This is a genomic window from Micromonospora sp. AP08 (assembly GCF_008085935.1).
Taxonomy (GTDB): domain Bacteria; phylum Actinomycetota; class Actinomycetes; order Mycobacteriales; family Micromonosporaceae; genus Micromonospora; species Micromonospora chersina.
Window position 1 is genome coordinate 149,437 of the sequence record NZ_VSEZ01000010.1, and the last position, 24,230, is coordinate 173,666.

The window sequence follows — 24,230 nt, forward strand, 5'->3', positions numbered from 1 at the left end:
GTCATGCGGAGCGCGGTGGTGGTCGGCGCCGGCCTCGGCGGGCTGGCGACGGCCGGCGCGCTGGCCCGGTCGGGCTGGCGGGTCACCCTCCTCGAACGGGCCGACCGGGTCCGTCCCGAGGCGACCGCCGTGGTGCTCTGGCCCAACGGGGTACGCGCGCTGCGCGCCCTCGGCCTCGGCGCCGGGCTGGACGCGATCGCCACCCCGCTGCCCGACGGCGGCGTACGCCGCCCCGACGGGCACTGGCTGGTGCAGCCCCGGCCCACCCCGGCCGAGCGGATGCCGGTGGTGGTGCACCGGGAGGACCTGCACGACGCGCTGATCGCCGGGCTGGGCGACCAGGTGGAGCTGCGCACCGGCGTGACCGTGCGGACCGTGCGGGCGGCGCCCGGCGAGCGTCCCGCGGTCGGCGACGGCCGGCACACCGTCGAGGCGGACCTGGTGGTCGCGGCCGACGGCACGGACAGCGAGATCCGCCGGCAACTGGCCCCGGAGACCGCGGTGGTGAGCTCCGGCTGCGCCGCCTGGCGGGCCGTCATCCCCTGGTACCGGGCGCCGCAGCTCCCCGACGACCAGCCGGTGCACGGCGAGACGCTGGGCGCGGGCTACCGCTTCGTGGCCGCCTCGCTCGGCGACCGGGGCACGGCGGGCGCCTCCCGCCGGGGCGGCATCTACTGGGTGGCCACCGCGGCCGGGGCGCCCCGGCCCGAGCCGCCGGAGACCCAGCTCGCCCTGCTCAAGCGCTGGTACTCGGGCTGGCCCGCGCCGATCGGCGCGCTGCTGGACGCCACCGACCCCGCCGACGTGGTGCAGCAGGAGATCCGCGAGCTGCGCCCGCTGCCCCGGGCGTACGGCTTCCCGGCCGGTCCGGGCGGGGTGGTGCTGCTCGGCGACGCCGCGCACGCCATGCCGCCGCATCTCGGGCAGGGCGCCTGCCTGGCCTTCGAGGACGCGGCCACCCTGTCGGCGCTGCTGCGGGAGTCCCGTCTCCCGGACGCGGTGACCGCCTACGACCGGCTGCGCCGGCCGCGCGCGGCGACCATGGTGCGGCAGACCCGGCGGATGTCGGCCGTCCTCCAGACCCGGGGCCGGCTGGCGTTGCGCGCCCGCGACGCCGCCCTGGGCACGATCAGCCCACGGCTGCGCAACACGGCGGCGACCGCGGCCGCCTCCTGGCACCCGCCGGCCTGACCGCGCCCGCGGGGCAGGGCCTGCCGGGCGGAGCGAGCGAGGGTCAGCCGACCACGGCGGTGGGTTCGGCGATGCAGGCGGTCCCGACGCGGCGGAAGCCGACCCGCAGGTAGACCCGGGCGATCTCCTCGCTGCCGGCGGAGAGGAAGATCAGGTCGGTGCCGGCGGCGCGCAGCCGGTGGGCGAGGGTGGCGGTCACCGCCGCGCCGAGGCCGCGCCGGCGCGCGGCCGGCAGGGTGGCCACCCCGGCGATCTCCGCCACGTCGTCGACCCGCATGGCCATGCCGCTGGCCAGCGCCCCCTCGTCGGGGGTCTCGGCGAGCACCGAGATGCGCCGGCCGTCGGCGATGCGGACCGCCTCCTCGTCCAGCGCGGCCACGTCCAGCCGGGAGATCGCGGCGTCCCGCTCGGCCGGGCCGGCCTCGCCGCGTGCGGTGCCGCCGTGCGAGAAGCCGACCGCCGCGACGGCGCGGCGCAGCGCCACGTCCGCCGCGAAGCTGGGGTCGGCGGGGTCGAGGACCCGCACCGGTACGCCGCTGAGCGTCGCCGGGTCGGGCAGGCGCTCCGGCTCCAGCACCATGAGCGGCGCCTCCAGCACGCTCAGCCCGGCCGAGCGGGCCACCGCCAGCAGGTCCGGGGTGACCTCGTGCACCCACTCGAACGCCTCCGGCAGGCCCAGTTCCCGCTGCCGGGCCCGGACGGCGGTCACGTCGGCCAGCGAAGGCGACTCCGTGGCGTCCACCCGGGGGCGGGCGTAGAACGGCCAGCCGGCGCCGTCCCGGACGAACAGCACGAGGGAGCCGTGTTCCTCCGCCCGGGCCCCGTCCCGGGGCACGGCGTCGTAGAAACGCTCCAACCGGTCGAGCGCGTCAGTGCGTACGACATCCACCGCGCGAGACTACACGTCCCAGATTGTGGAAGTGTGATCAATCCGAACTGGCCTTGCGCCGGAAGCCCTAACGTAGACTCAATAAAACCCCCGAGGGCCGACGTCGTCCCCACCATGTTCCAACCTGAGTGACGACAGGAGGCCCGGTGGCCTTTCCGTACCCTCACAGCCCCCAGCCGGCCCCGCGGACGACGGGGCTCTACGACCCCGCGCACGAGCACGACGCCTGCGGTGTGGCCTTCGTGGCCGACCTGCACGGGCGCCGCTCCCACGAGGTCGTCGCGAACGGCCTCGGGGCGCTCTGCCGGCTGGACCACCGGGGCGCCCGGGGGGCGGAGCACAACACCGGCGACGGCGCGGGCATCATGATCCAGGTGCCGGACGCGTTCCTGCGTGCGGTCGTCGACTTCCCGCTGCCGCCCGTCGGCCAGTACGCCACCGGCCTGGTCTTCCTCCCCGACGACGACGCGGCCGAGGCCCGGGCCCGCCAGGTGGTGGAGAAGTACGCCCTGGTCGAGGGGGCCGACATCCTCGGCTGGCGCGAGGTGCCCACCGACCCGTCCGGCCTCGGCGAGACCGCCCTCGCGGCGATGCCCCGGGTCCGGCAGCTCTTCCTGGCCGCGCACCGGCTCACCGACGCGCCCGCCGGGCCGGCCGGCTCCCCGCTGACCGGGCTGGACCTGGACCGGGTGGCGTTCTGCCTGCGCAAGCAGGTCGAGCGGGAGACCGCCGAGCGGGGCGTGCCGGCCTACTTCCCGTCGCTGAGCGGCCGGACCATGGTCTGGAAGGGCATGCTCACCCCGGACCAGCTCCCGGCGTTCTACCCGGAGCTGACCGACGAGCGGGTGGTCAGCGCCATCGCGCTGGTGCACTCCCGGTTCTCCACCAACACGTTCCCGTCCTGGCCGCTGGCCCACCCGTACCGGTTCATCGCGCACAACGGCGAGATCAACACGATCCGCGGCAACCGGAACTGGATGCAGGCGCGGGAGGCGCTGCTGCGCAGCCCGAACCTGCCCGGCAACATCCGGCGGGTCTTCCCGGTCTGCACCCCGGCCGCCTCCGACTCGGCCAACTTCGACGAGGTTCTCGAACTGCTGCACCTGGCCGGGCGGAGCCTGCCGCACGCGGTGCTCATGATGATCCCCGAGGCGTGGGAGAACGACCCGGAGATGCGCGCCGACAAGCGCGACTTCTACCGGTTCCACGCCAGCCTCATGGAGCCGTGGGACGGCCCCGCCTCGGTCGCCTTCACCGACGGCGAGATCGTCGGCGCGGTGCTGGACCGCAACGGGCTGCGCCCGGGCCGCTGGTGGCACACCGCCGACGGGCTGGTGGTGCTGGGCAGCGAGGCGGGCGTGCTCGACCTCGACCCGGCCACCGTGGTCGCCAAGGGCCGGCTCCAGCCCGGCCGGATGTTCCTGGTCGACACGGTCAACGGCCGGATCGTCTCCGACGACGAGATCAAGACCGAGCTGGCCGCCGCCCGCCCGTACGGGGAGTGGCTGCACGCCGGCCTCATCGAGCTGGACGAGCTGCCCCCGCGCGAGCACATCGTCTACACCCACGACTCGGTACGCCGCCGCCAGCAGACCTTCGGCTACACCGAGGAGGAGCTGAAGATCCTGCTCGCCCCGATGGCCCGGGGCGGCGCCGAGCCGATCGGCTCGATGGGCACGGACACCCCGATCGCCCCGCTGTCCACCCGGCCGCGGCTGCTCTACGACTACTTCCACCAGCTCTTCGCCCAGGTCACCAACCCGCCGCTGGACGCCATCCGGGAGGAGCTGGTGACCAGCCTGTCGTCCACCATCGGGCCGGAGGGCAACCTGCTCGACCCGGGCCCGGCGAGCTGCCGGCAGATCGTGCTGCCCTACCCGGTGATCGACAACGACGAGCTGGCCAAGATCCTCTCCATCGACGAGGACGGCGACCTGCCCGGCTTCAAGGCGGTCCGGGTCTCCGGGCTCTACCGCGTCCGGGACGGCGGCGCCGGCATCAAGGCCCGGCTCACCGAGATCTGCCGGCACGTCTCCGAGGCGATCGAGGACGGCGTCCGCATCCTGGTGCTCTCCGACCGGGACTCCAACGCCGACCTGGCCCCGATCCCGTCGCTGCTGCTCACCGCCGCCGTGCACCAGCACCTGGTGCGGGAGCAGACCCGCACCCAGGTGGCGCTCATCGTCGAGTCCGGCGACTGCCGCGAGGTGCACCACGCCGCCGTGCTGATCGGCTACGGCGCCGCGGCGGTCAACCCGTACCTGGCCTTCGAGTCGGTCGAGGACATGATCTCCACGGGCGCGCTGGTCGGCGTGGACCCCGGCAAGGCGATCCGCAACTACGTCAAGGCGCTCGGCAAGGGCGTCCTGAAGATCATGTCGAAGATGGGGATCTCGACGGTCTCGTCGTACTGCGGCGCGCAGGTCTTCGAGGCGGTCGGCCTGGACACCCGCCTGGTCCAGCGCTACTTCCGGGGCACCCCGAGCACGATCAGCGGCATCGGGCTGGCCGAGATCCACGCCGAGGTGGCCGCCCGGCACGCCCTGGCCTGGCCGGCCCCGGGTGGGCGGGCCACCGACCGGCTGGAGGTCGGCGGCGAGTACCAGTGGCGCCGCGAGGGCGAGCTGCACCTGTTCAACCCGGAGACGGTGTTCCTGCTCCAGCACGCCACGCGCAGCCGCCAGTACGACGTCTTCCGGCAGTACACCGCCAAGGTCGACGAGCTGGCCGCGCGGGGCGGCTCGCTGCGCGGGCTGTTCAGCCTGCGTACCGGGGTGCGCCCGCCGGTGCCGCTGGACGAGGTCGAGCCGGCGACCGAGATCGTCAAGCGGTTCGCCACGGGCGCCATGTCGTACGGGTCGATCTCGGCGGAGGCGCACGAGACGCTGGCCATCGCGATGAACCGCCTCGGCGGCAAGTCGAACACCGGCGAGGGCGGCGAGGACGTCGACCGGCTGCACGACCCGCGGCGCCGCTCCGCGGTCAAGCAGATCGCCAGCGGCCGGTTCGGCGTGACCAGCGAATACCTGGTCAACGCCGACGACCTCCAGATCAAGATGGCCCAGGGCGCGAAGCCCGGCGAGGGCGGCCAGCTGCCCGGCAACAAGGTCTGGCCGTGGATCGCCCGGACCCGGCACGCCACCCCGGGCGTCGGCCTCATCTCGCCGCCGCCGCACCACGACATCTACTCGATCGAGGACCTGGCCCAGCTCGTCCACGACCTGAAGTGCGTCAACCCGGCCGCCCGGGTGCACGTCAAGCTGGTCAGCGAGGTCGGGGTGGGCACCGTGGCCGCGGGCGTGGCCAAGCTCAAGGCCGACGTCATCCTGATCTCCGGCCACGACGGCGGCACCGGCGCGTCCCCGCTCAACTCGCTCAAGCACGCCGGCACCCCCTGGGAGCTGGGGCTGGCCGAGGCGCAGCAGACGCTGCTGCTCAACAAGCTCCGGGACCGGGTCACCGTGCAGGTCGACGGCCAGCTCAAGACCGGCCGGGACGTGCTGGTCGCGGCGCTGCTCGGCGCCGAGGAGTTCGGCTTCGCCACCGCCCCGCTGATCGTCGAGGGCTGCGTGATGATGCGGGTCTGCCACCTGGACACCTGCCCGGTCGGCATCGCCACCCAGAACCCGGTGCTGCGCGAGCGCTTCACCGGCCGGCCCGAGTTCGTGGAGAACTTCTTCCTCTTCCTGGCCGAGGAGGTCCGCGGCTACCTGGCCGAGCTGGGCTTCCGCAGCATCGAGGAGGCGATCGGGCACACCGAGCTGCTCGACGTCACCCCGGCGATCGACCACTGGAAGGGCCACGGCCTCGACCTCAGCCGGGTGCTGGACCTGCCCGAGCTGCCCGAGGGCGCCGCCCGGCGCGGGATCCGGGCCCAGGACCACGGCCTGGAGCTGGCGCTGGACAACCAGCTCATCGCCCTGGCCGAGCCGGCGCTGCGCGACGGCACCCCGGTCCGGGTCGAGGTGGCCGTCCGCAACGAGCACCGCAGCGTGGGCGCGATGCTCGGCGGCGAGGTGACCCGCCGCTTCGGCGGGGCCGGGCTGCCCGACGACACCGTCGAGTTCCTGCTGCACGGCACCGCGGGCCAGTCGTTCGGGGCGTTCCTGCCGCGCGGGGTCACCCTGCGCCTGCACGGCGACGCCAACGACTACGTCGGCAAGGGCCTCTCCGGCGGGCGGCTGGTCGTCCGCCCGGACGCCGCCGCGCCGTTCGCCGGCGCGGACGCCGACCCGGGCCGGCGTGCCGAGGACCAGATCATCGCCGGCAACACGATCCTCTACGGGGCCACCGGCGGCGAGGTCTTCCTGCGCGGCCGGGTCGGCGAGCGGTTCGCGGTGCGCAACTCCGGCGCGGCGGCCGTCGTCGAGGGCGTCGGCGACCACGGGTGCGAGTACATGACCGGCGGCACGGTGGTGGTGCTCGGGCCGACCGGGCGCAACTTCGCGGCCGGCATGTCCGGCGGCACCGCGTTCGTGCACCGGCTGGACCGGCGGCTCGTCAACGCCGAGCTGGTCGACCTGTCGCCGCTGCGCGAGGAGGAGCGGGAGCGCCTGCACGAGCTGGTCCAGCGGCACTTCGCCGAGACTGACTCGGCGGTCGCCGAGGAGCTGCTCAAGCGCTGGCCGGAGGCGGTGGAGGAGTTCACCGCCGTGGTGCCCCGGGACTACCGCCGGGTGCTGGAGATCATGCGGGCCGCCGAAGCCGCCGGCCGTGACGTCGACGACGCGGTCATGAAAGAACTGACAGCGCCGGCTGAGCCGGCCCAACCGGCGCTGCCGGTGCCTCCCGCCCCGCGGGCGGTCGCCCAGGAGGTGGCTCGTGCCTGACCCGAACGGTTTCCTGCGCTACGACCGGCGGCTGCCCGCCCGCCGCCCGGTCCCGGTGCGGATCATGGACTGGCGGGAGGTCTACCCGCCGGCCGGCGAGGAGCTGATCCGCGAGCAGGCGACCCGCTGCATGGACTGCGGCATCCCGTTCTGCCACGACGGCTGCCCGCTCGGCAACCGGATCCCGGACTGGAATGACCTGGTCCGCACCGGCGGCTGGGACGCGGCGGTGGAGTCGCTGCACGCCACCAACAACTTCCCCGAGTTCACCGGCCGGCTCTGCCCGGCGCCCTGCGAGGCGGCCTGCGTGCTCGGGCTGGGCGGCCAGCAGCCGGTCACCATCAAGCAGGTCGAGGTGGAGATCGCCGACGCCGCGGTGGCCCGGGGCGGGCTCCGCCCGCAGCCCGTGCCGGCGCCGACCGGGCGGTCCGTCGCCGTGGTGGGCTCCGGCCCCGCCGGTCTCGCCGCCGCGCAGCAGCTCGCCCGGGCCGGCCACGCCGTCACCGTGTACGAGCGGGACGACGCGCTCGGCGGCCTGCTCCGCTACGGCATCCCCGACTTCAAGCTGGAGAAGCGGCACATCGACCGGCGGCTGGCGCAGCTCGCCGCCGAGGGGGTGCGCTTCCGCACCGGGGTGAACGTCGGCGTCGACGTCACCGCCGAGGAGTTGCGCGCCGAGCACGACGCGGTGCTGCTCGCCTGCGGCGCGCTGCAGGGCCGGGACACCCCGGAGACACCGGGGCGGGCGCTGCGCGGCGTACACCAGGCCATGGCGCATCTGGTGGCCGCGAACCGGGTGGTGGCCGCGGCCGGTGAGGGCAGGCCGGCCCTGGCCACGCTTCCCGACGGCACGCCGATCGACGCGGCCGGCAAGCACGTGGTGATCATCGGCGGTGGCGACACGGCCGCCGACTGCCTCGGTGTGGCCCACCGGCAGGGCGCGGCCGGCGTGCACCAGCTCGACCTCTACCCGGAGCCGCCGGCCGACCGGGACGCCGCCCGCGACCCGTGGCCCACCTGGCCGTGGGTGCTGCGCAGCTACCCGGCGCACGAGGAGGGCGGCGAGCGGGTCTTCGCCGTGGCGGTGCAGGAGTTCGTCGACGACGGCACCGGTCAGGTCCGGGCGGTCCGGATCGCCGAGGTGACCGTCGAGAAGGTCGACGGCCGCCGGATCGTCACGGCCCTGCCCGGCTCGGAGCGGGAGATCCCGGCCGACCTGGTGCTGCTCGCCATCGGCTTCGAGGGCACCGAGGAGCAGCCGCTGCTGGCCCAGTTCGGGGTGACCCGCAACGGCCGGGGCGCGGTCGACGCCCGCCCCGACTGGCAGGCCGGCGCCGACGGCGTGTTCGTGGCCGGGGACATGCACCGGGGCGCCTCGCTGATCGTCTGGGCCATCGCGGAGGGCCGGGCCGCCGCCGCGGCCGTCCACGCGTACCTGGGCGGGGTCGGGACCCTGCCCGCGCCGGTCGACCCGGGCCGGCAGCCGCTCGCCGCCCGCTGACGCGCGCGTCACGACACCCCGGTCCCCGGCGGACCGGGGTGTCGTGCCGTCCGGTTCGTGCCCGGCCGCCCGACCGTGCCGGTGAACCCTCTCACCAACTGTGGTCGGGAGGTTTGACCGCCGCCAGACTTGTGCGCTGGCCGGACCCGCGGGGTCCGGCTTCGTCGTGTCACCGTCTGGACGGGGAAACACTCATGGCCCTCGGCGCCACGTTCGCCGCGCTGCGCCACCGCAACTACCGGATCTGGGCCGCGGCCGGATTCGTGTCGGTCATCGGAACCTGGATGCAGGTCCTCGGCGTCAACTGGTTCGTGCTGGCCGAGACCGGATCGGCCACCTCGATGGGGTTCACCGTCCTGCTCCAGGCCCTGCCCACGCTGGTGCTCAGCGTCTGGGGTGGCGCGCTGGCCGACCGCGTGCCCGCCAAGCCGCTGCTGATCGGCGCCCAGGCCGCCCACGCGCTGCTCGCCGCCGGGCTGGCCGTGGCCGCCGTCACGGGCGCCGGCGGCCTCCCGGCCATCTACGTGATCTCGCTGGCCACCGGGGCCGTGTCGGCGATCGAGGGGCCGGTGATGGGCCGCTGGGCCTCCACCCTGGTCGACCGGGACAGCCTCGGCAACGCCCTGGCGCTCGGCTCGCTCACCAACTCCGCCGGGCGGATCCTCGGCATGAGCCTCGGCGCCGTCGTGGTCGCCGCCGTCGGCCCCGCGCTGCTCTTCGCCGCGAACGCCGCCAGCTTCGTCGCGGTCGTCGTGGCGCTGTTCGCCGTACGCGAGGGGGAGCGGCACGCCGGTGCGACCGCGCCGGCCGACGCGGCGCCGGCCGACGGCGGCATCCGGGCCGGTTTCCGCTACCTGCTCGGCCAGCCGGTGGTGCTGGTGGCCCTGGCGCTCTCCTTCGTGCTGGGCAGCCTGGGCCGCAACTACCAGGTCACCATGGCCGCGATGAGCGACGGGCCGCTGCACGGCGGGGCGTCCGGCTACGGCTTCCTCTCCACGGTCTTCGCCGTCGGCACGGTGCTCGGCGCCCTGTTCGCGGCCCGCCGCGCGGAACTCGGTTACGCGGTGCTGGTCGGTGCCGGCCTGCTGGCCAGCGGGCTCCAGATCGTCGCCGGGCTGGCCCCGGGCACGCTGAGCTTCGCCGCGGTGATCCTGCCGGTGGCGGCCGCGGCGGTGGTCATCGACACCACGGTCGGCGCCCGGGCCCAGCTCGACACCGACTACGCGATGCGCGGGCGGGTGCTGGCCGCTCTCGCGGTCACCGGCTCGGTGTCGGCGGCCGTGGGCGCGCCGCTGCTCGGCTGGCTCGCCGAGCACGCCGGCCCCCGGCAGACCCTGGTGCTGGCCGGCACGGTCACCGCCGTCGCCACCGCCGCGGCCGGGGTGGCCCTGGACCGGCTCCGCGAGCGCAAGCTGGCGCACCGGCTCACCCGGGTGCTGGCGGTGCCCGCCGCCCGCCCGGTCCGCCGGGTCGCCGCCACCGCCGCCCGGGTCGTCCGCCCGGCCGACGCCGGTCTGGCCGCCGCGACCGCCGTGGCGCTGCCCCGGCCCACCGTGCTGGCCGGCGCGTCACCGGTGGCGCTCCCGGGCGCGCGTCGCGGCGCCGCCCGGCTCCGGTCGGGCCGGGCCGCCCGCGCGGCTCAGGACTGCGCGGGCTGCGCCCCGCACCGGGGCCGCCGCCGCTCCCGGTGGACCGGGCTGCGGACGCCGTTCGCGCACCGCGACGGCTGCCCCGCCGCCTGACCCGCCGGCGCCCGGCCGGGTGAGCGAGGTCATGCCGCCGTCGGGCCCCGCGGGGCCCGACGGCGCGAAGATCGTCACTACGCTGCGGGCATGGACGTCGAGGTACGCCTCCGGCGCATCCGCCGGTGGCTCTGGGTCGTGGTGGTGGGTCTGTTCCTCAGCGGGGTGACCGCGTTCCCGCTGGAGCCGGAGGTGCGCTGGCTGCTCCGGGCGCTCGACCCGCTCGCCGGGCAGTTCCCGGCGCTGGTCGCGTGGATCGAGCGGGTCCACACCGGACTGGTCGAGACCGGCGAGCGCTACCCCTTCATGCTCTACGGCACCGACTGGCTCGCCTTCGCGCACCTGGTGCTCGCGGTGGCGTTCTGGGGTCCGCTGCGCGACCCGGTGCGCAACGTCTGGGTGGTGCAGGTCGGCATGATCGCCTGCGCCGGGATCGTGCCGCTGGCGCTGATCTGCGGGCCGGTGCGCGACATCCCCTGGTTCTGGACCCTGGTCGACCTCTCCTTCGCGGTGGGCGCGTTCCCGCCGCTGTGGTTGGCGTACCGGCACATCCGGGCGATCGAGGCGGCGACCCCGGCCCCGGCTGCCCCGGTGGCGGCCTGACCGGCCGGGGCCCGCCCCCGGGGTGGTGGAGCGGGCCCCGGCCGGTGCCGGTCAGCGATCCAGCAGCTGGTGGGCGGCCCGGATCGCGGTCCACGACTTCGGCTGGGCCGGAGCCACCGCGACCCGTGCGGCGGCGGCCGGCTCCGGGCGCCCGGCGGTGAACAGCCAGGTGGTGAAGACCGCGTCGAGGTCCCGGCCGGAGATCCGTTCGGCGAGTGCCTGGAACTGGGCGACGGTGCCGTTGCCGTAGCGGTGCTCGGCGGTCCAGGCCGGCAGGATCCGGAAGAACGCCTCGTCGCCGACGGCCAGCCGGAACTGGTGCAGCGCCATGGCCCCCCGGTCGTAGACCGCGTCGGCGAAGATGTCGCCGGCGCCCGGGTCACCGGGGAGGACCTGCCAGAACTCCGAGTCGGCCGGGTAGGAGGCGTAGGTGAAGTCGAACAGCTCCTGGGCGGTGCCCTCGCCCTGCTCCTCCGACCAGAGCCACTCGGCGTACGAGGCGAAGCCCTCGTTCAGCCAGATGTGCCGCCAGTCGGCCACCGAGACCGAGTCGCCGAACCACTGGTGGGCGTTCTCGTGCACCACCACGTACGTGTTGGAGCCGCGCCGCCAGAAGCCGGGGCCGTAGACCGGCCGGCTCTGCGTCTCCAGGGCGAAGCCGAAGCCGTCGATCGGGCCGGCCACGCCGCCCTGCGCCTCGAACGGGTACGGCCCGAACACGCCGCTCTCCCAGTCCACCACCTCGGCGGTGCGCTCGATGCTGGCCCGGGCGGCCGGCGCGCGCTCGCCCAGCGTGGTGCTGTACGCGTTGACCACCGGCTGCCCGTTCGGCGCGGTGTCGGTGACGATGTCGTACTGCCCGATGGCCAGGAACGCCTGGTACGTGGCGCCGGGCTTGACGCTGCGCCAGCTCCACCGGGTGCGGTTGCCGGCCTCGGGCAGCGGGGCGCGGGGCTGGACCCCGTTGCTGACCACCTCGACGCCGGTCGGCACCGAGACGGAGATGTCCCAGGTGGCCTTGTCGGTCGGGTGGTCGTTGCTCGGGTACCACCACCAGGCCGACTCGGGCTCGTTGACGGCGAGCGCGCCGTCGGCGACCCGGGTCCAGCCCGTGTAGCCCTGGACCAGGGTCTCCGACGGGACGCCGGCGTATTTCACCACGACGGTGAGCTGCTGTCCCTTGAGGATCGGCCGGGGCGGGGTGACCACCAGCTCGTGCGCGCCCTCCCGGGCGAAGCCGGCCGACCAGCCGTTGACCCGGACCGACTCGACGTCGAGGGCGAAGTCGAGGTTGAACCGGGACAGGTCCTGGGTGGCGGTGGCGAGGACCGTGGTGGTGCCGCTGAGCCGGTCGGTGGCCGGTTCGTAGCGCAGCCGGATGTCGTAGTGGCCGACGTCGTAGCCGCCGTTGCCGTAGTCGGGGAAGTAGCTGTCGCCGAGCCCGGGGCTGCCCGGGGTCGGGGTCGCCGCCGCGGGCTTCTTCGGCCGGCCCCAGCCCGGTAGGGCGGCCTGGCCGGGGGCGCCGGTCACGACGGTGCCGGCGGTGGTGACGGTCAGGGCGGCGATGGCCGCCGTGAGAGCGCGTCGCACGGGGTGGACTCCCTCCATCGGGGTGTACGCACCGCCAACCTAATCGACGGTTGTGAACGCGTCTGCCCCCGATCGTGGGCGGCCGCTATTCAATTTATGGCAATGTTTCGATAGGATTACCGACTAGTAACAAGCGCCACCCTCTGGCCACGCGCGCGGTCAACGGGCTCCACCACCCCTGTCCCGTGGAGGTCCTGTGATGTCCCGTCGCGTCCACACCGCCCTGTCCGCGCTGCTCGCGGCCGTCCTCGGCGCCGTGCTCGTCCCCGGCGTCGCCAAGGCGGCAACCGTCAACTACGTCGCCCTGGGCGACTCCTACTCCTCCGGCGTCGGGGCCGGCCCGTACGACCTCTCGACCTGCCTGCGCAGCCAGAAGTCGTACGCCCCGCTCTGGGCCGCCGCGCACGCGGTCACCAGCTTCCGGTTCCCGGCCTGCGGCGGCGCGGTCACCGCCGACGTCATCAACAGCCAGGTGAACTCGCTGAGCACCGGCACCACCCTGGTCACCGTCACCATCGGCGGCAACGACGCCGGCTTCGCCGACGTCATCACCAGTTGCCGGTTCGGCAGCACCTCGTCCTGCGAGAGCGCCGTCAACGACTCCCGGGCCTTCGCCACCAGCACCCTGCCCGGCCGGCTCGACAACACCTACGCCGCCATCCGGAACCGGGCGCCCAACGCCCGGCTGGTGGTGCTCGGCTACCCGCGGCTGTTCGAGACGAACTACTGCGGCCTGCTGGCCATGAGCACCTACAAGCGGACCATCCTCAACCAGGCCGCCGACCTGCTCGCCACGGTGATCGCCGACCGGGCCCGGGCGGCCGGGGCCACCTTCGTCGACGCCCGGCCGTACTTCGCCGGCCACGGCGTCTGCGCCGCCGACCCGTGGATCAACGACGTGAGCGGGCTCGTCGAGGCGTACCACCCGGACGCCGACGGCTACCGCTACGGCTACCTGGCCGCGCTGACGGCCGCCATCGGCTGACCCGACGCGACGGCGGCCGGCGGTCCGCGATGGACCGCCGGCCGCCTGCCGCTGCCGGTCAGCGCGCCGGCACCAGCTCGCCGGTCAGCTCCGGCTCGGTGCCGCGCACCGTCGGCCCGGTGTGCCGCCCCCGCGCCGCCCGCCGGCCCGACGGCACGGCCAGGGCGGCCAGCGCCGCGGCGAGGGAGATGCCGGTGAGCAGCAGGAAGCCCATGGTGAACCCGGCCTCGCGGGGCAGCCCGCTCGCCTGCGGGTGCGCGGTGATCACGGTGCTCGCCACCGCGGCGCCGATCGCGCCGCCGATGGTGCGGATGTTGGCGTTCATGCCGGTCGCCACGCCGGTCTGCCGGGCCGGCACGTTGGCCACGATGAGGTTGGCCATCGAGGCGAAGGCCAGCCCGATGCCGAGCCCCACGAGGCCCCCGGCCACGCCGATCTCCCAGCGGGTGTCGTGCGCGACGGTCAGCATGGCGGCGGCGAGCACGTTGAACACGGCGCCCGTGGCCAGTTGCGCCTTGGCGCTGAACCGGGCCGCCAGCCGGCCGGCGACGAGGCCGGCCACGAACATGCCGACCAGCATGGGCAGCATGAGCAGCCCGGCCTGGGTGATGCTCGCGCCGAAGCCGTACCCGGCGCTGGTCGGGATCTGCACGAACTGCGGCAGGAAGGCGTAGACGGCGAACATCGAGGCGCCGTAGAGCAGGGCGACCAGGTTGGTCGTCCAGACCGCCGGCAGGCGCATCATCCGCATGTCGATGAGCGGGTTCGCCGAGCGCGCCTCGGCCACCAGCCAGCCGGCCAGGAGCACGCCGGCGAGCACCAGCAGGCCGGTCACCCGGCCGGAGGTCCAGCCCCAGGCCGCGCCCTTGCTGACCGGCAGCAGCAGCGCCACGAGCCACCCGGAGAGGAGCAGGGTGGCCGCCCAGTTGACCCGGCCGGGGGTACGCACCGGCGACTCCGGCACGAACCGGTGCGCCGCGAGCGCGGTGAGGCCGACGACGACCATCGGGATCCAGAACAGCCAGCGGTAGCCCAGGGTGGCGACGATGGGCCCGGCCAGCACGACGCCGAGGCCGCCGCCGGCGGCGACGATCGCCGAGATGGCCGCGACGGCCGAGCTGACCCGGGCGGCGGGGAACTCGTCGCGGATGATGCCGAAGGAGAGCGGGAAGACGGCGCCGCCGATGCCCTGGACGACCCGGGCGACGATGAGCATGCCGATGTTGGGCGCGACGGCCGCCAGCAGGCAGCCCAGCGCGAGCGCGGCGAGGGAGACGACCAGGGTCCGCTCCTTGCCGACCATGTCGCCGATCCGGCCGAGGACCGGCGTGAAGATCGACGCGGACAGCAGGTAGGCGGTCAGCACCCACGTCACGGTGTTCTGCGAGGTGTGCAGGTCGTGCTGGATGGTGGGCAGCACCGGGGTGATCAGCGACTGGAGCATCGCGAAGAAGCCGGCGCCGGCCGCGAGGACGAGGAAGGTCAACCGGCGCGAGTCGCGCCGGACGGTGTCGATCACGGAAATGGCTCCCGTTCGTGGGGCGAGGTGTTCCGGGCGGGCCGCTCGCGCGGATCGGCGACGGTGGCGGCCACAGGGGGTGGCTCAGCGGTTCGCGGGCATGGTGGGACCTCCCGGGTCCGATGTCTGGTTCGCCGGTCGCGGTGGGTGGGATCGGCGGGGAAGGCCGGAGTAAACTATCCGGAGGCAAGGCTCCGGTCAGTTCCGGAGGGGTGCCTCCACTAACGTAGCGGAGGGATGCCTCCGCTTGCAAGGGGAGAGGGGTGACGCCCGTCATGGCCAGCGCCGACCAGCTGGGCGAGGTCTTCGCCCGCCGCCCGAAGCGGGCCGACGCCCGGCGGAACTACGACGCGCTGATCGCCGCCGCCCAGGAGGTGTTCGGCGAGAGCGGCGCCGGCGCCTCCCTGGAGGAGATCGCCCGGCGGGCCGGGGTGGGCATCGGCACGCTCTACCGGAACTTCCCGAAGCGCCGCGACCTGTTCGAGGCGGTCTACGTCGAGGAGGTGCGGGCGCTCAGCGCGTCCGCCGCCGACCTGGCCGGCCTCCCGCCGTGGGACGCCCTGGTCGCCTGGCTGCACCGGTTCGTCGCCTACGTCGGCACGAAGCGGGCCCTCGCCGAGGAGTTGGTGCACGACTCCGAGGTCTTCCGCAGCTGCCGCACCGAGATCTACGCCGCCGGCGAGCCGTTGCTGCGCCGCGCGCAGGAGGCCGGGGTGGCCCGGCCGGACGCCACCTTCGACGACGTGGTGCGGCTGGTCAGCGGGATCATGGCGTACCAGTTCTTCGAGCCGGCCCAGCGCGACCGGGTGCTGGGCATCGCCCTGGACGGCCTGCGCCTCCCGGCCGCGCCCCGCTGACAACGCAGACGGCCGGCGGCCCCCGTGGAGCCGCCGGCCGTCACCGTCGGGTCAGGACGCGTCGACGTCCGCGTTGCTCGGCCGGCCCCACGGGCCGGTGATCGCGAAGACGTAGCCCGGCGACTGGATGTTGGCGAACAGGATCTTCCCGTCCGCGCTGAACGTCGGGCCGGTGAACTCGCTGTCGTTGAGCTCGTTGCGGGCCAGCGGGTACGCCTTGCCCTGCGCGGTCACCCCGACCAGGTGCGACACGCCCTCGCCGTCCTCGGCCAGGATCACGCCGCCGTACGGGGAGACGGTGATGTTGTCCGGGCCGTCGTAGTTGCCGTTGTCCGCCTCCGGCTCGGTGTTCACGCCGAAGATGGTCTTCAGCGTCACCGTCTCGGTGCGCGGGTCGTAGAACCAGACCTGGCCGTCGTGCTCGTGGACGCTGCCGTCGTCGTGCCGGGCGTAGCTGGCCACGAAGTACGCGCCGCCGTCGGCCCACCAGGCGCCCTCCAGCTTGCGGCTGCGGGTCACCTCGGCGTCGGTGAACTGCTTGCGCACCGAGACCGTCTTCGCGTCGCGGTCCGGCACCTCCACCCACTCCACCCTGTAGCGGGTGCCCGGGGTGGTGGCCTCGGAGAGGTCGGCCACGTGCTGGCTGCCCCGGAAGCAGGTCATCGCCTGGAGGCTGCCGGCGGTGTCGCCGTCGGGCCGCTGGGCGAGCGCGCGCAGCGCGCCCTTGCCGGCCCGGAAACCGGCCGGCGGGGTCCAGCGGAAGTAGAGGCCGTTCGGGCCGCTCGCGTCCTCGGTCAGGTAGATGGCGTGGGTGTACGGGTCCACGGCCACCGCCTCGTGGGAGTAGCGGCCGAGGAACTTCAGCGCCACCGGGTTCTGGTTGGCGGCCCGGTCGTGCGGGTCGACCTCGAAGACGTACCCGTGGTCCTTCAGGTACTTGCCGCCGGCCTTCTGCTCGGTCTCCTCGCAGGTCAGCCAGGTGCCCCACGGGGTGATGCCGCCCGCGCAGTTGTTGTGCGTGCCGGCCACGCTGACGTACTCGCGCAGCCGCCGGCCCTGCCCGTCCACCTCGATGGTGGTGGTGCCGCCCCGGGCACCCGGGTCGTAGGTCAGCCCGGCCAGCGCCGGCACCGGGAACGGCTCGCTGCCGCCGATCTCGTGGTTGTTCACCAGCACCGACCCGTTGGGGCCGAGGAAGCAGCCGGTGCCGTCCGCGTCGCTCGGGGTGGCCTGCCCGGACTCCAGCAGGGTCACGCCCGCCTGGGCGACGATGGTGTACGAGAAGCCGGGCGGCAGGGCCAGCAGGCCGGCCGGGTCCGGGACGAGGTCGCCGTAGCCGACCGCCGGGCGGGTCGCGGCCCGCGCCGCCGCCGGGCCGGCGATGGCTTCCAGGTTGCCGGCCACCACGATGCCGAGGCCGGCGGCCGCGCCACCGTGCAGCACGGCCCGTCGGGAGATGGGGGAGGAGGTCACGTCGTCGCCTTCCTGTTCACAGCGTTGCTCAGGGCAGAGGCAAGTCGGGCCGGGGGAACGGCGTCCGGTGGGAACGGCCACCGTGGGATGAACAGTGGACCAACGTCCGGTGCGCGCCGCGTACTGTGCCGGGCCCGCGCGCGTCCGTTAGGGTTCCCCTCGATCGGTACGGCGGCGTCGGAGGGCGGACGGTGGGCAGGCTCGCGACGGCGTACCGGCAGGCGGTCGCCCTGCACCGGGAGGCCCTGCGCCGCTGGGAGGCCGCCCGGCGCGCGCTGGCCGCCGCCGGCCCGGCACCCGTGGGCAGCCCCGAACTGGTCGCGCGGCTGGCCCGGCTGGGTGACGAGCTGGCCGGCCCGGTGCCCGGCACCGCCCGCGCCGCCACCCACCCCGTTCCGGTACGCCTCGGCGAGGCGACCACCGTGGACGGCGGCTTCCCGGTGCTGGTGCCGCTGGGCGCGGGCGCCCACCTCGCGGTCGACACCGACGCCCGGGACACCCGGGTCGGCGAGCTGCTGCGGGCGCTCGTGGTGCGGCTGCTGGCCGCCGCGCCCGCCGGCACGGTCCGGGTGGCCGGCATCGACCCGGCCGCCTTCGGCGCCACCTTCCTGCCGCTGCGCCCGCTGCTCGACGCCGGCGTGCTGGCCCCGGCGGCCACCACGGTCGCGGAGACGGCCGCCCTGCTGGACGCGGCGGAACGGCACGCCCGCGACGCCCAGGCGGCCGCGCCCGAGGACCGGGAGCTGCTGCTGCTGGTCGCCGCGTCCGCCCCGCCGCCCCGGGAGCTGGCCCGGCTCGCCGCGTTCACCCACGCCGGGCCCGCCGCGGCGGTCTGCGTGCTGCTGGCCGGCCACCCGGCGGCCGGTCCGGGCGAGGCCCCGCCGCTGGGCGCCACCACCCAGCTCCGGCTCAACGAGCGGTACGCCCTGGTCGGCGACCCGCCCGGCCGGCCGTTCAGCGCCGACGGCAGCGGGCTGGCCGCACCCGTGGTGCTCGACGGCGACCCGTCCCACGCCACCGTGACCGCGCTGGCCGGGCAGCTCGCCCGGGCCACCCGGCGGGCCACCGAGGTCACCTTCGCCGACCTGCTGCCGGCCCGGCGCTGGGCCGAGTCGTCCGGCCCCGGGCTGCGGACCGTGCTCGGCCGCGCCGTGCGGGGGGTCCGGCTCGGCGCGTCCGACGCCGTCGGCGGAGCCGCCGGCCGGGAACCGGTCACCGTGGCCTTCGACGACGCCACACCGCACTGGCTGGTCGGCGGGCGCACCGGCGCCGGCAAGACCGTGTTCCTGCTCGACGTGCTCTACGGCCTGGCCGCCCGCTACTCGCCGGCCGAACTCCAACTCCTCCTGCTCGACTTCAAGGAGGGGGTCAGCTTCACCGAGTTCGTGCCCACCGAGCGGGACCCGTCCTGGCTGCCGCACGCCCGCGCCGTCGGCATCGAGTCCGACCGCGAGTACGGCGTGGCCGTGCTCCGCGAGCTGCGCGCCGACCTGACCCGCCGCGCCGACCTGCTCAAGCGGCACGGCGTCAGCAAGCTCGCCGACCTGCCGCCGAACGCCCGGCCGCCCCGGATCGTCACGGTGGTCGACGAGTTCCACGTCCTGTTCGCCGGCAACGACCCGCTCGCCCGGCAGGCCGTCGACCTGATCGAGGAGCTGGCCCGCAAGGGCCGCTCGTACGGCCTGCACCTGGTGCTGGCCAGCCAGAGCACCACCGGCATCGAGGCCCTCTACGGCCGGGCCGAGGCGATCTTCGGCCAGTTCCCGCTGCGGGTCGCGCTGCCCGGCGGGGGCGGGGTGCTCGATCCGCTCAACGACGCCGCGAAGGCGCTGACCGTGGGCACGGCCGTGGTCAATACCGCCGGCGGCACGGCCGGCGCGGACACCGAGGTCCGCTTCCCCGACGCGCACGCCGCCGCGGCCGACCTCGCCGCCCTGCGCCACGAGCTGTTCGCCGCCCGCCCCGCCGGCGCCCGTCCACCCGCCGTCTTCCGCGGGTACGAGACCCCGCGGCTCGCCGACGACCCCACCTGGGCCGGCCTGGCCCCCGGCGACGAGCCGCCGCTCGCCCTCGTCGGCCGCACCGTCGACGTGGCCGGCAGCCCGGCCGGGTTCCGCCTCGACGACAGCCCGGGCCGGCACCTGGCGGTGGTCGGCACCGCCGCGAGCGGCGTGGACGTGCTCCGGTCGGCCGCCCTCAGCCTGGCCCGGCAGCACGCACCCGGCACGGCCCGCTTCCTGTTCGTCCCCCTGGCGCCCGGGACCACGGAGACCGCCGACGACCTGGCCATGACCCTCGCGGCCGCCGGCCACCCGGTCCGCCGCCTCGACGCGGCGGCACTGCGCGCCCACCTCGCCGAGCTGGCCGACGTGTCCACTCCGGCCCCCGCCCGCACCTACCTGGTGGTGTTCGGGATGGACGCCGCCGCCGGGGCGCTCGCGGCGAGCGACCCGGTGACGTTCCGTTCCGGCTACGACGACCTGCGGGCGGTGCTGCGCCACGGTCCCGGGCACGGGGTGCACCTGCTCGGCTGGTGGCGAGGGCTGCGCCGGCTCACGGAGGACGTCGGCGGCAGCCAGAACCGCGACGACGTGGCCTGCCTCGTGGCGCTCAACGTGCCCGCCGCCGACCTCGGGCTGCACCTGGGCGTGCACGACCTCGCCTACGCCCCGCGCGACGGCCGGGCCCTGCTGGTCGACCGGCACGAGCACCGCACCGCCCTGGTGGTGCCCTTCGTCGGCGACGGAGACGAGTCGTGACCGGATTCGACGAGTACGCGGCCCTGCTCCGGGAGCTGTCCACCCGGCAGCGGGGCGGGGAGCGGGCGGTCGCCGCCGAGGCGGAACGGCGGCGTGCCCTCCAGTCCACCGTGGACCAGCTCGGTCGGCGGCTCGCCGCCCAGGGGCAGCGCCTCGACCAGCTCGGCCAGGCCATCAACCTGCCGATGCGGTCGGTCCCGGCCGAGGCCCCGAGCGCTGCTGCGGTCCCCGTGGGCGCCCCGCCCGCATCGGGTTCGATCGCGCCCGCCCAGGGATCGAAGGGGCCCGCCGCAGGTGCGACCGCGCCTGTCGGCGGAACGGCCGCGCCGGTGCCGGCCGGCGCGGAGGCGCCCGGAACCGGGGGCGGGGCCACCGGCGGCGCAGCCGCCGCGCCGGGGCGGCCGGGGGTCGGGGCGTATCCCGAGGGGGCCGTGCCGGGGCCCCGGGTGGGTGACCCGGCGGCGGAGCTGGCCGCGGCCGGGCAGCTTGCCGACGAGGCCGACCGGCACGGGCGGCAGGCCGAGGCGCTGGCGCAGCGGCCCGTGCTGCTGCCCACCTGGTCGGCGCCGGCTCGGGCGGTCGCCGTCTACACCGCCTGCGCGCTGGCCGGCTCCCTGCTCATGCTGGTGGCGCTGATCGGCTCGCCGCTGCCGGCCACCGGGCTGGACCTGGTGGCCGCCGTCTCGTGCGCCGGCGTGCCGCTGCTGTCCTTCCTGGCCGGACATCTGGTGCTGGGGCGCTGGGGCCGCCCGGTGATCGGCGGCGAGACCCCGCCGGGGCGGTACGTGCCGCTCGGCTTCGTCATCTGCGCGCTGGTCGCGCCGTCGCTGTTCTGCGTCTACCTGGTGCTGTTCCGGCTGCTGAGCTGATCAGGGGGCGGCGCGGACGCGCGCGTGGCGGACCAGTTGGGCGAAGCGCACGTCCGGGCACGGCCAGTCCTCGCCGCAGCCGCAGAGCCAGCGGGTCACCTTCCGGGGCGGATGCGCGAAGAGGATGTCGTCGGCGTCGTCCAGATCCTGCCGGGACACGAAGGTCCGGCCCGTCTGACCGGTCGCCGGCGGGTCTTCGGGCTTGTCCATGATGGTCTCCTTGCCGGTCGGGAAGGGGCCAGGCGCGAGGGGAACTGCGGGCACGCCACGGGCACGCCCGGCCGTCCAGGGGGACCGGCCGACCGGGCGCTCTGCGCGGTGGGAACGACCAACTCGGGTTTGCAGACCTGGGAGCCGGTCGATTCGAACTTTACACAACTAGTCACTTAAAGCAAGCGCGACATCACCTTACTTGTCATGAGAAGTGGCCCGTGATCGAATGGCGGTGCAGACCTGGGAGTACAGATGCCCGTCAAACCCAAGTGGGAACAGCTCGCCGACCACATCCGAAGCCAGATCGAGTCCGGTGACCTCGCGCCCGGCGATCAGTTGCCGTCCACGGCGCAGCTCAAGGCACAGCACGGCGTGTCAGCGACGGTCGTGCGCCAGGCGATCCTGGTCCTGCAGACGCAGGGATGGGTTCAGGGCGTGCACGGTCTGGGTGTGTTCGTGGCGGAGCGCTGATGCCGACCGGTCGAGCCCGGCGACGTGGGGAGGGCGCGTGAGCGCAGCGGACATCATCGCGAGGCTGGCGGCGGCCGCGCAGAAGCTGGACGAGGCGAAGGCCAGGACGGCCGCCGCGGCCCAGGACGCCGCCGAGGCCCGGGCCCTCGTCGCCGGCGCGCTGGAGGGCGTGGCGGCCGGACCGTTGCTCAACATGATCGACGCCTACCGGCAGGCGCTCAGCCAGGCCGCCCAGGGCGGCGAGCCGGCCCGCCAGCACGTCCAGGAGACGATCGCGAAGGTCCAGGCGCTGGGCAGCTGAGCCCCCACCCCGGCCCGCGGGATCGCGCGCGGACAGGCGTCAGGGGTCGGTCAGGACGAGCCAGTCGTCGTCGCGCCGGCCGACGGTGACGTCCGGCGGCCAGACGTGGGTGACGGAGGCTGACGCGCGGGCCTGGTCGACCATCGGCCGGCGGGCCAGTGTCGCCCCCTCGAAGTGGACCCGGCCGTGGAACACGGCCCGCCCGAAGTTGGCCGCCCCCTCGAAGCGGGCCCCCTCGAACCAGGCCTCCGCGCCGAACTCGGTCCAGCGGAACAGCGCCATGTCGGCGAACCGGGTGCGGTGGAAGCCCGCGTACCCCGCGAAGGTGGCGTGCTCCATGGACAGCCCACCCTCGAACACCGCCTCCCGGAAGGTGGCGCTGCCGGCGAACCGGGCCCGGTCGAAGCTGCTCGGCTGCCGCAGCGTGGCGCCACGGAAGGAGACCTCCGCGAAGCTGGCTCCCCGGCAGGACAGCGCGCCGAGGTCGGCGCGGTCGAAGCTCACCCGGCCGGTGCAGCGGGCGTCGTCCAGCACGACCTCGGCGTCGCCGGTGAGGTCGTCGAACACCACGTCCGCGAACTCGGCGGCCAGCCGCAGCCGCCCGTGCGCGACCGCCCCGGCGAAGCTCGTGGTGCCGGTGCAGACCGCGCCGGTGAGGTCCAGGTCCATCAGGGTGCAGCCGGCGGCGTCGAAGTCGTCCAGCCGGGCGCCGGTCAGGTCCAGCGCGATGCCGGGCCACCAGCCGTCCCCGTCCGCGCGGAGGTGGCGGGCGAGCATCCGCTGCGCGGTACGGCGCACCTCGGTCTCGCGCGGGTCGTCGGGCGGGGGCATCCGGAGGTACGCGCAGAGCACCGCCACGATGGTCGGCCGCTGCTCCGGGTTGTCCTGGCCGAGCCGTTCCAGGGCGTGCAGGCCGCCGAGGCGTACCGCCGGGTTGTCGCTGCCGACCAGCTCGATGGCCCGGACGTACAGCTCCGTGAGGCGCCGCTCGGCGGCGTCGTGTTCGGCGGCCGCGGCCTGCCGCTCCTGGTGCCGCTGGCCGGCGTCGGCGACCGCCTCGGCGTGTTCCTGCACGCGGTCGCGGTGCGCCTGGTCGCGGGCGGCGACGGCCTCCTGGTGCCGCTGTCCCCGCTCGTTGATCCACTGTCGACGGGCGGCGAGCAGCAGCGCCAGCCCGCCGCCGGTGCCGGCGACCACGGTGAGACCGGTGCGGATGGCGTCGACGCGCAGCGTGGCACGGGTGTCGGGTTGGGTGGCGCGGTCGGCCTCGGCGAGCAGCCGGTCCAGCACCAGCCAGCCGAGCAGGACGGCGACCAGCAGCCCGAGCAGCGCCAGCCACCAGGGCATCACCCGGAGCGGCTTCTCCGGCGGCGGTGGGGCGGACACGGCGCCCAGCATGCCATCCCGCGACCACCCTGGCCGCTGTCCGATACGCCGATTTGTGCTCCCAGCGGCACAACTGGTTACCCGCGCGTAACTTTCCATTGACGTGTGTGAAATCGGACACGCATCATCGTTCCCACGATCGATCGGATCCCCCCACCCGTCCTCCCGGTTCGCCGGGGCCTCCCACCGGAGGTGCAGTCCATGCTGCTCCGAACGATCCTGGCCGCCACCGCGGCCGTCACCGTCCTGCTCGTCCCGGCCACCGCCGCCCACGCCGAGCCCACTTCCACCGCAGCCACCACCAGCACGGCCGAGGCCACCACGGCCGAAGCCGCCGCCGGGGCCAACCCGGTCATCGTGGTCGGCGGCCTGATCGGGGTCTCCATCGCGTACGAGCCGATCGCCGCCCGGCTGCGCGCCGACGGCTACCGAGTCTCCATCTACCAGTTGCCGGGTCTCGGCTTCGGCGACATCCGCGAGTCCGCCCGCGCCCTGTCGTCCTACGTGGACCAGGTCCGCGCCGCCACCGGCGCGGCGAAGGTCGACATCGTCACCCACTCCGAGGGCGGCCTGGTCTCCCGCTGGTACGTGAAGTTCCTCGGCGGCGCCGACAAGGTCGACCGCTACGTGAGCCTGGGCAGCCCCCAGCAGGGCACCTACGCCGCCAACATCCTCAACTTCCTGGGGCTGGGCAGCTGCGCGGGCATCGTCGCCTGCCAGCAGATGTCCGTCGGGTCCGGCTTCCTCACCGACCTCAACGGCGGCGACGACACCCCGGGCGCGGTCCGCTGGACCACCGTCCGCACCTGGCAGGACGAGCTGGTCCTGCCGGTGGACAACGCCGCCCTCGGCGACGGCGCCACCAACGTCCTGGTGCAGGCGTGGTGCCCGCTGCGGATCGTCGGCCACCTGGGCCTGATCCTCGACGGCACCACCTACAGCGTCGTGCGGCAGGTGCTCGCCGGCGCCGCGATCCGGCCCAACTGCTTCGCCCTCTGAACCCGTGTCCGGGCTCGACGGTCGCGCGCGCGGCCGTCGAGCCCGGACACGGG

At 75.0% G+C, this 24,230-nt stretch carries 17 protein-coding genes and 1 pseudogene; 12 read left to right on the forward strand and 6 right to left on the reverse strand.

The window, feature by feature from the left end:
* Positions 1-3 precede the first annotated feature (3 nt).
* Positions 4-1,191, forward strand: coding sequence for an NAD(P)/FAD-dependent oxidoreductase (locus tag FXF50_RS18770; protein WP_148429599.1), 1,188 nt, complete (start codon positions 4-6; stop codon positions 1,189-1,191).
* Between the two features lie 43 nt (positions 1,192-1,234).
* Here FXF50_RS18770 and FXF50_RS18775 read toward each other — a convergent pair whose 3' ends face one another.
* Entirely contained in the window at positions 1,235-2,080 is an 846-nt protein-coding gene (locus tag FXF50_RS18775) for a GNAT family N-acetyltransferase (RefSeq protein ID WP_148429602.1), read from the reverse strand.
* A 146-nt stretch (positions 2,081-2,226) separates the two neighbouring features.
* On the opposite strand from FXF50_RS18775, the gene gltB reads away from it, so the two are divergent.
* The 4 genes from gltB (at position 2,227) to FXF50_RS18795 (ending at position 10,755) form a co-directional block, all read left to right on the forward strand.
* A complete protein-coding gene (gene gltB / locus FXF50_RS18780) occupies positions 2,227-6,909 on the forward strand; it encodes a glutamate synthase large subunit (RefSeq protein ID WP_148429604.1) in 4,683 nt (1,560 codons plus the stop codon).
* Positions 6,902-8,410, forward strand: coding sequence for a glutamate synthase subunit beta (locus FXF50_RS18785; RefSeq protein ID WP_148429606.1), 1,509 nt, complete (start codon positions 6,902-6,904; stop codon positions 8,408-8,410). Before gltB ends, FXF50_RS18785 begins: the two co-directional genes overlap by 8 nt.
* Positions 8,411-8,604: 194 nt before the next feature.
* The gene (locus FXF50_RS18790; RefSeq protein WP_255510105.1) at positions 8,605-10,152 is read left to right on the forward strand and encodes an MFS transporter; all 1,548 of its coding nucleotides are present in this window, start codon (positions 8,605-8,607) and stop codon (positions 10,150-10,152) included.
* A gap of 90 nt (positions 10,153-10,242) precedes the next feature.
* A complete protein-coding gene (locus tag FXF50_RS18795) occupies positions 10,243-10,755 on the forward strand; it encodes a hypothetical protein (RefSeq protein WP_148429608.1) in 513 nt (170 codons plus the stop codon).
* A gap of 51 nt (positions 10,756-10,806) precedes the next feature.
* Here the strand turns inward: FXF50_RS18795 and FXF50_RS18800 are convergent, their stop codons facing one another.
* Positions 10,807-12,345: a M1 family metallopeptidase gene (locus FXF50_RS18800; RefSeq protein WP_148429610.1), complete on the reverse strand. Its 1,539-nt coding sequence runs from the start codon at positions 12,343-12,345 to the stop codon at positions 10,807-10,809.
* Positions 12,346-12,544: 199 nt separating this feature from the next.
* Here FXF50_RS18800 and FXF50_RS18805 point away from each other — a divergent pair, with 199 nt between their 5' ends.
* Positions 12,545-13,330 (forward strand): SGNH/GDSL hydrolase family protein, encoded by a 786-nt coding sequence (locus tag FXF50_RS18805; RefSeq protein ID WP_148429612.1) that lies wholly within the window; start codon positions 12,545-12,547, stop codon positions 13,328-13,330.
* 58 nt (positions 13,331-13,388) lie between these two features.
* Here the strand turns inward: FXF50_RS18805 and FXF50_RS18810 are convergent.
* Positions 13,389-14,888, reverse strand: a pseudogene (locus FXF50_RS18810) (MFS transporter); the annotation flags it as partial.
* Positions 14,889-15,112: 224 nt separating this feature from the next.
* Here FXF50_RS18810 and FXF50_RS18815 point away from each other — a divergent pair.
* Complete coding sequence (locus FXF50_RS18815; protein ID WP_148429617.1) at positions 15,113-15,706, forward strand: TetR/AcrR family transcriptional regulator; 594 nt, start codon at positions 15,113-15,115, stop codon at positions 15,704-15,706.
* A gap of 51 nt (positions 15,707-15,757) precedes the next feature.
* Here the strand turns inward: FXF50_RS18815 and FXF50_RS18820 are convergent, their stop codons facing one another.
* Positions 15,758-17,179 (reverse strand): alkaline phosphatase PhoX, encoded by a 1,422-nt coding sequence (locus FXF50_RS18820; RefSeq protein ID WP_148429619.1) that lies wholly within the window; start codon positions 17,177-17,179, stop codon positions 15,758-15,760.
* 191 nt (positions 17,180-17,370) lie between these two features.
* Here FXF50_RS18820 and FXF50_RS18825 point away from each other — a divergent pair, with 191 nt between their 5' ends.
* Together FXF50_RS18825 and FXF50_RS18830 are read left to right on the forward strand one after the other, a co-directional pair.
* Entirely contained in the window at positions 17,371-19,938 is a 2,568-nt protein-coding gene (locus tag FXF50_RS18825; protein WP_148429621.1) for an FtsK/SpoIIIE domain-containing protein, read from the forward strand.
* Positions 19,935-20,807, forward strand: a complete 873-nt coding sequence (locus FXF50_RS18830) for a hypothetical protein (RefSeq protein WP_148429623.1) — start codon at positions 19,935-19,937, stop codon at positions 20,805-20,807. The genes FXF50_RS18825 and FXF50_RS18830 overlap by 4 nt, the downstream gene beginning before the upstream one ends.
* Here FXF50_RS18830 and FXF50_RS18835 read toward each other — a convergent pair whose 3' ends face one another.
* On the reverse strand, positions 20,808-21,017 hold the full coding sequence (locus FXF50_RS18835; protein ID WP_148429625.1) for a hypothetical protein: 210 nt from the start codon (positions 21,015-21,017) through the stop codon (positions 20,808-20,810).
* 255 nt (positions 21,018-21,272) lie between these two features.
* On the opposite strand from FXF50_RS18835, the gene FXF50_RS18840 reads away from it, so the two are divergent.
* Both FXF50_RS18840 and FXF50_RS18845 read left to right on the forward strand, forming a co-directional pair.
* Positions 21,273-21,491, forward strand: coding sequence for a winged helix-turn-helix domain-containing protein (locus tag FXF50_RS18840; protein WP_148429627.1), 219 nt, complete (start codon positions 21,273-21,275; stop codon positions 21,489-21,491).
* 37 nt (positions 21,492-21,528) lie between these two features.
* Positions 21,529-21,792 (forward strand): DUF6244 family protein, encoded by a 264-nt coding sequence (locus FXF50_RS18845; protein ID WP_091320555.1) that lies wholly within the window; start codon positions 21,529-21,531, stop codon positions 21,790-21,792.
* Between the two features lie 39 nt (positions 21,793-21,831).
* Here FXF50_RS18845 and FXF50_RS18850 read toward each other — a convergent pair whose 3' ends face one another.
* Positions 21,832-23,178, reverse strand: a complete 1,347-nt coding sequence (locus FXF50_RS18850) for a pentapeptide repeat-containing protein (RefSeq protein WP_148429629.1) — start codon at positions 23,176-23,178, stop codon at positions 21,832-21,834.
* Positions 23,179-23,379: 201 nt separating this feature from the next.
* Between FXF50_RS18850 and FXF50_RS18855 the strand changes: the two genes are divergently transcribed.
* Complete coding sequence (locus FXF50_RS18855) at positions 23,380-24,177, forward strand: alpha/beta fold hydrolase (RefSeq protein WP_148429632.1); 798 nt, start codon at positions 23,380-23,382, stop codon at positions 24,175-24,177.
* The last annotated feature ends 53 nt before the right edge of the window (positions 24,178-24,230 follow it).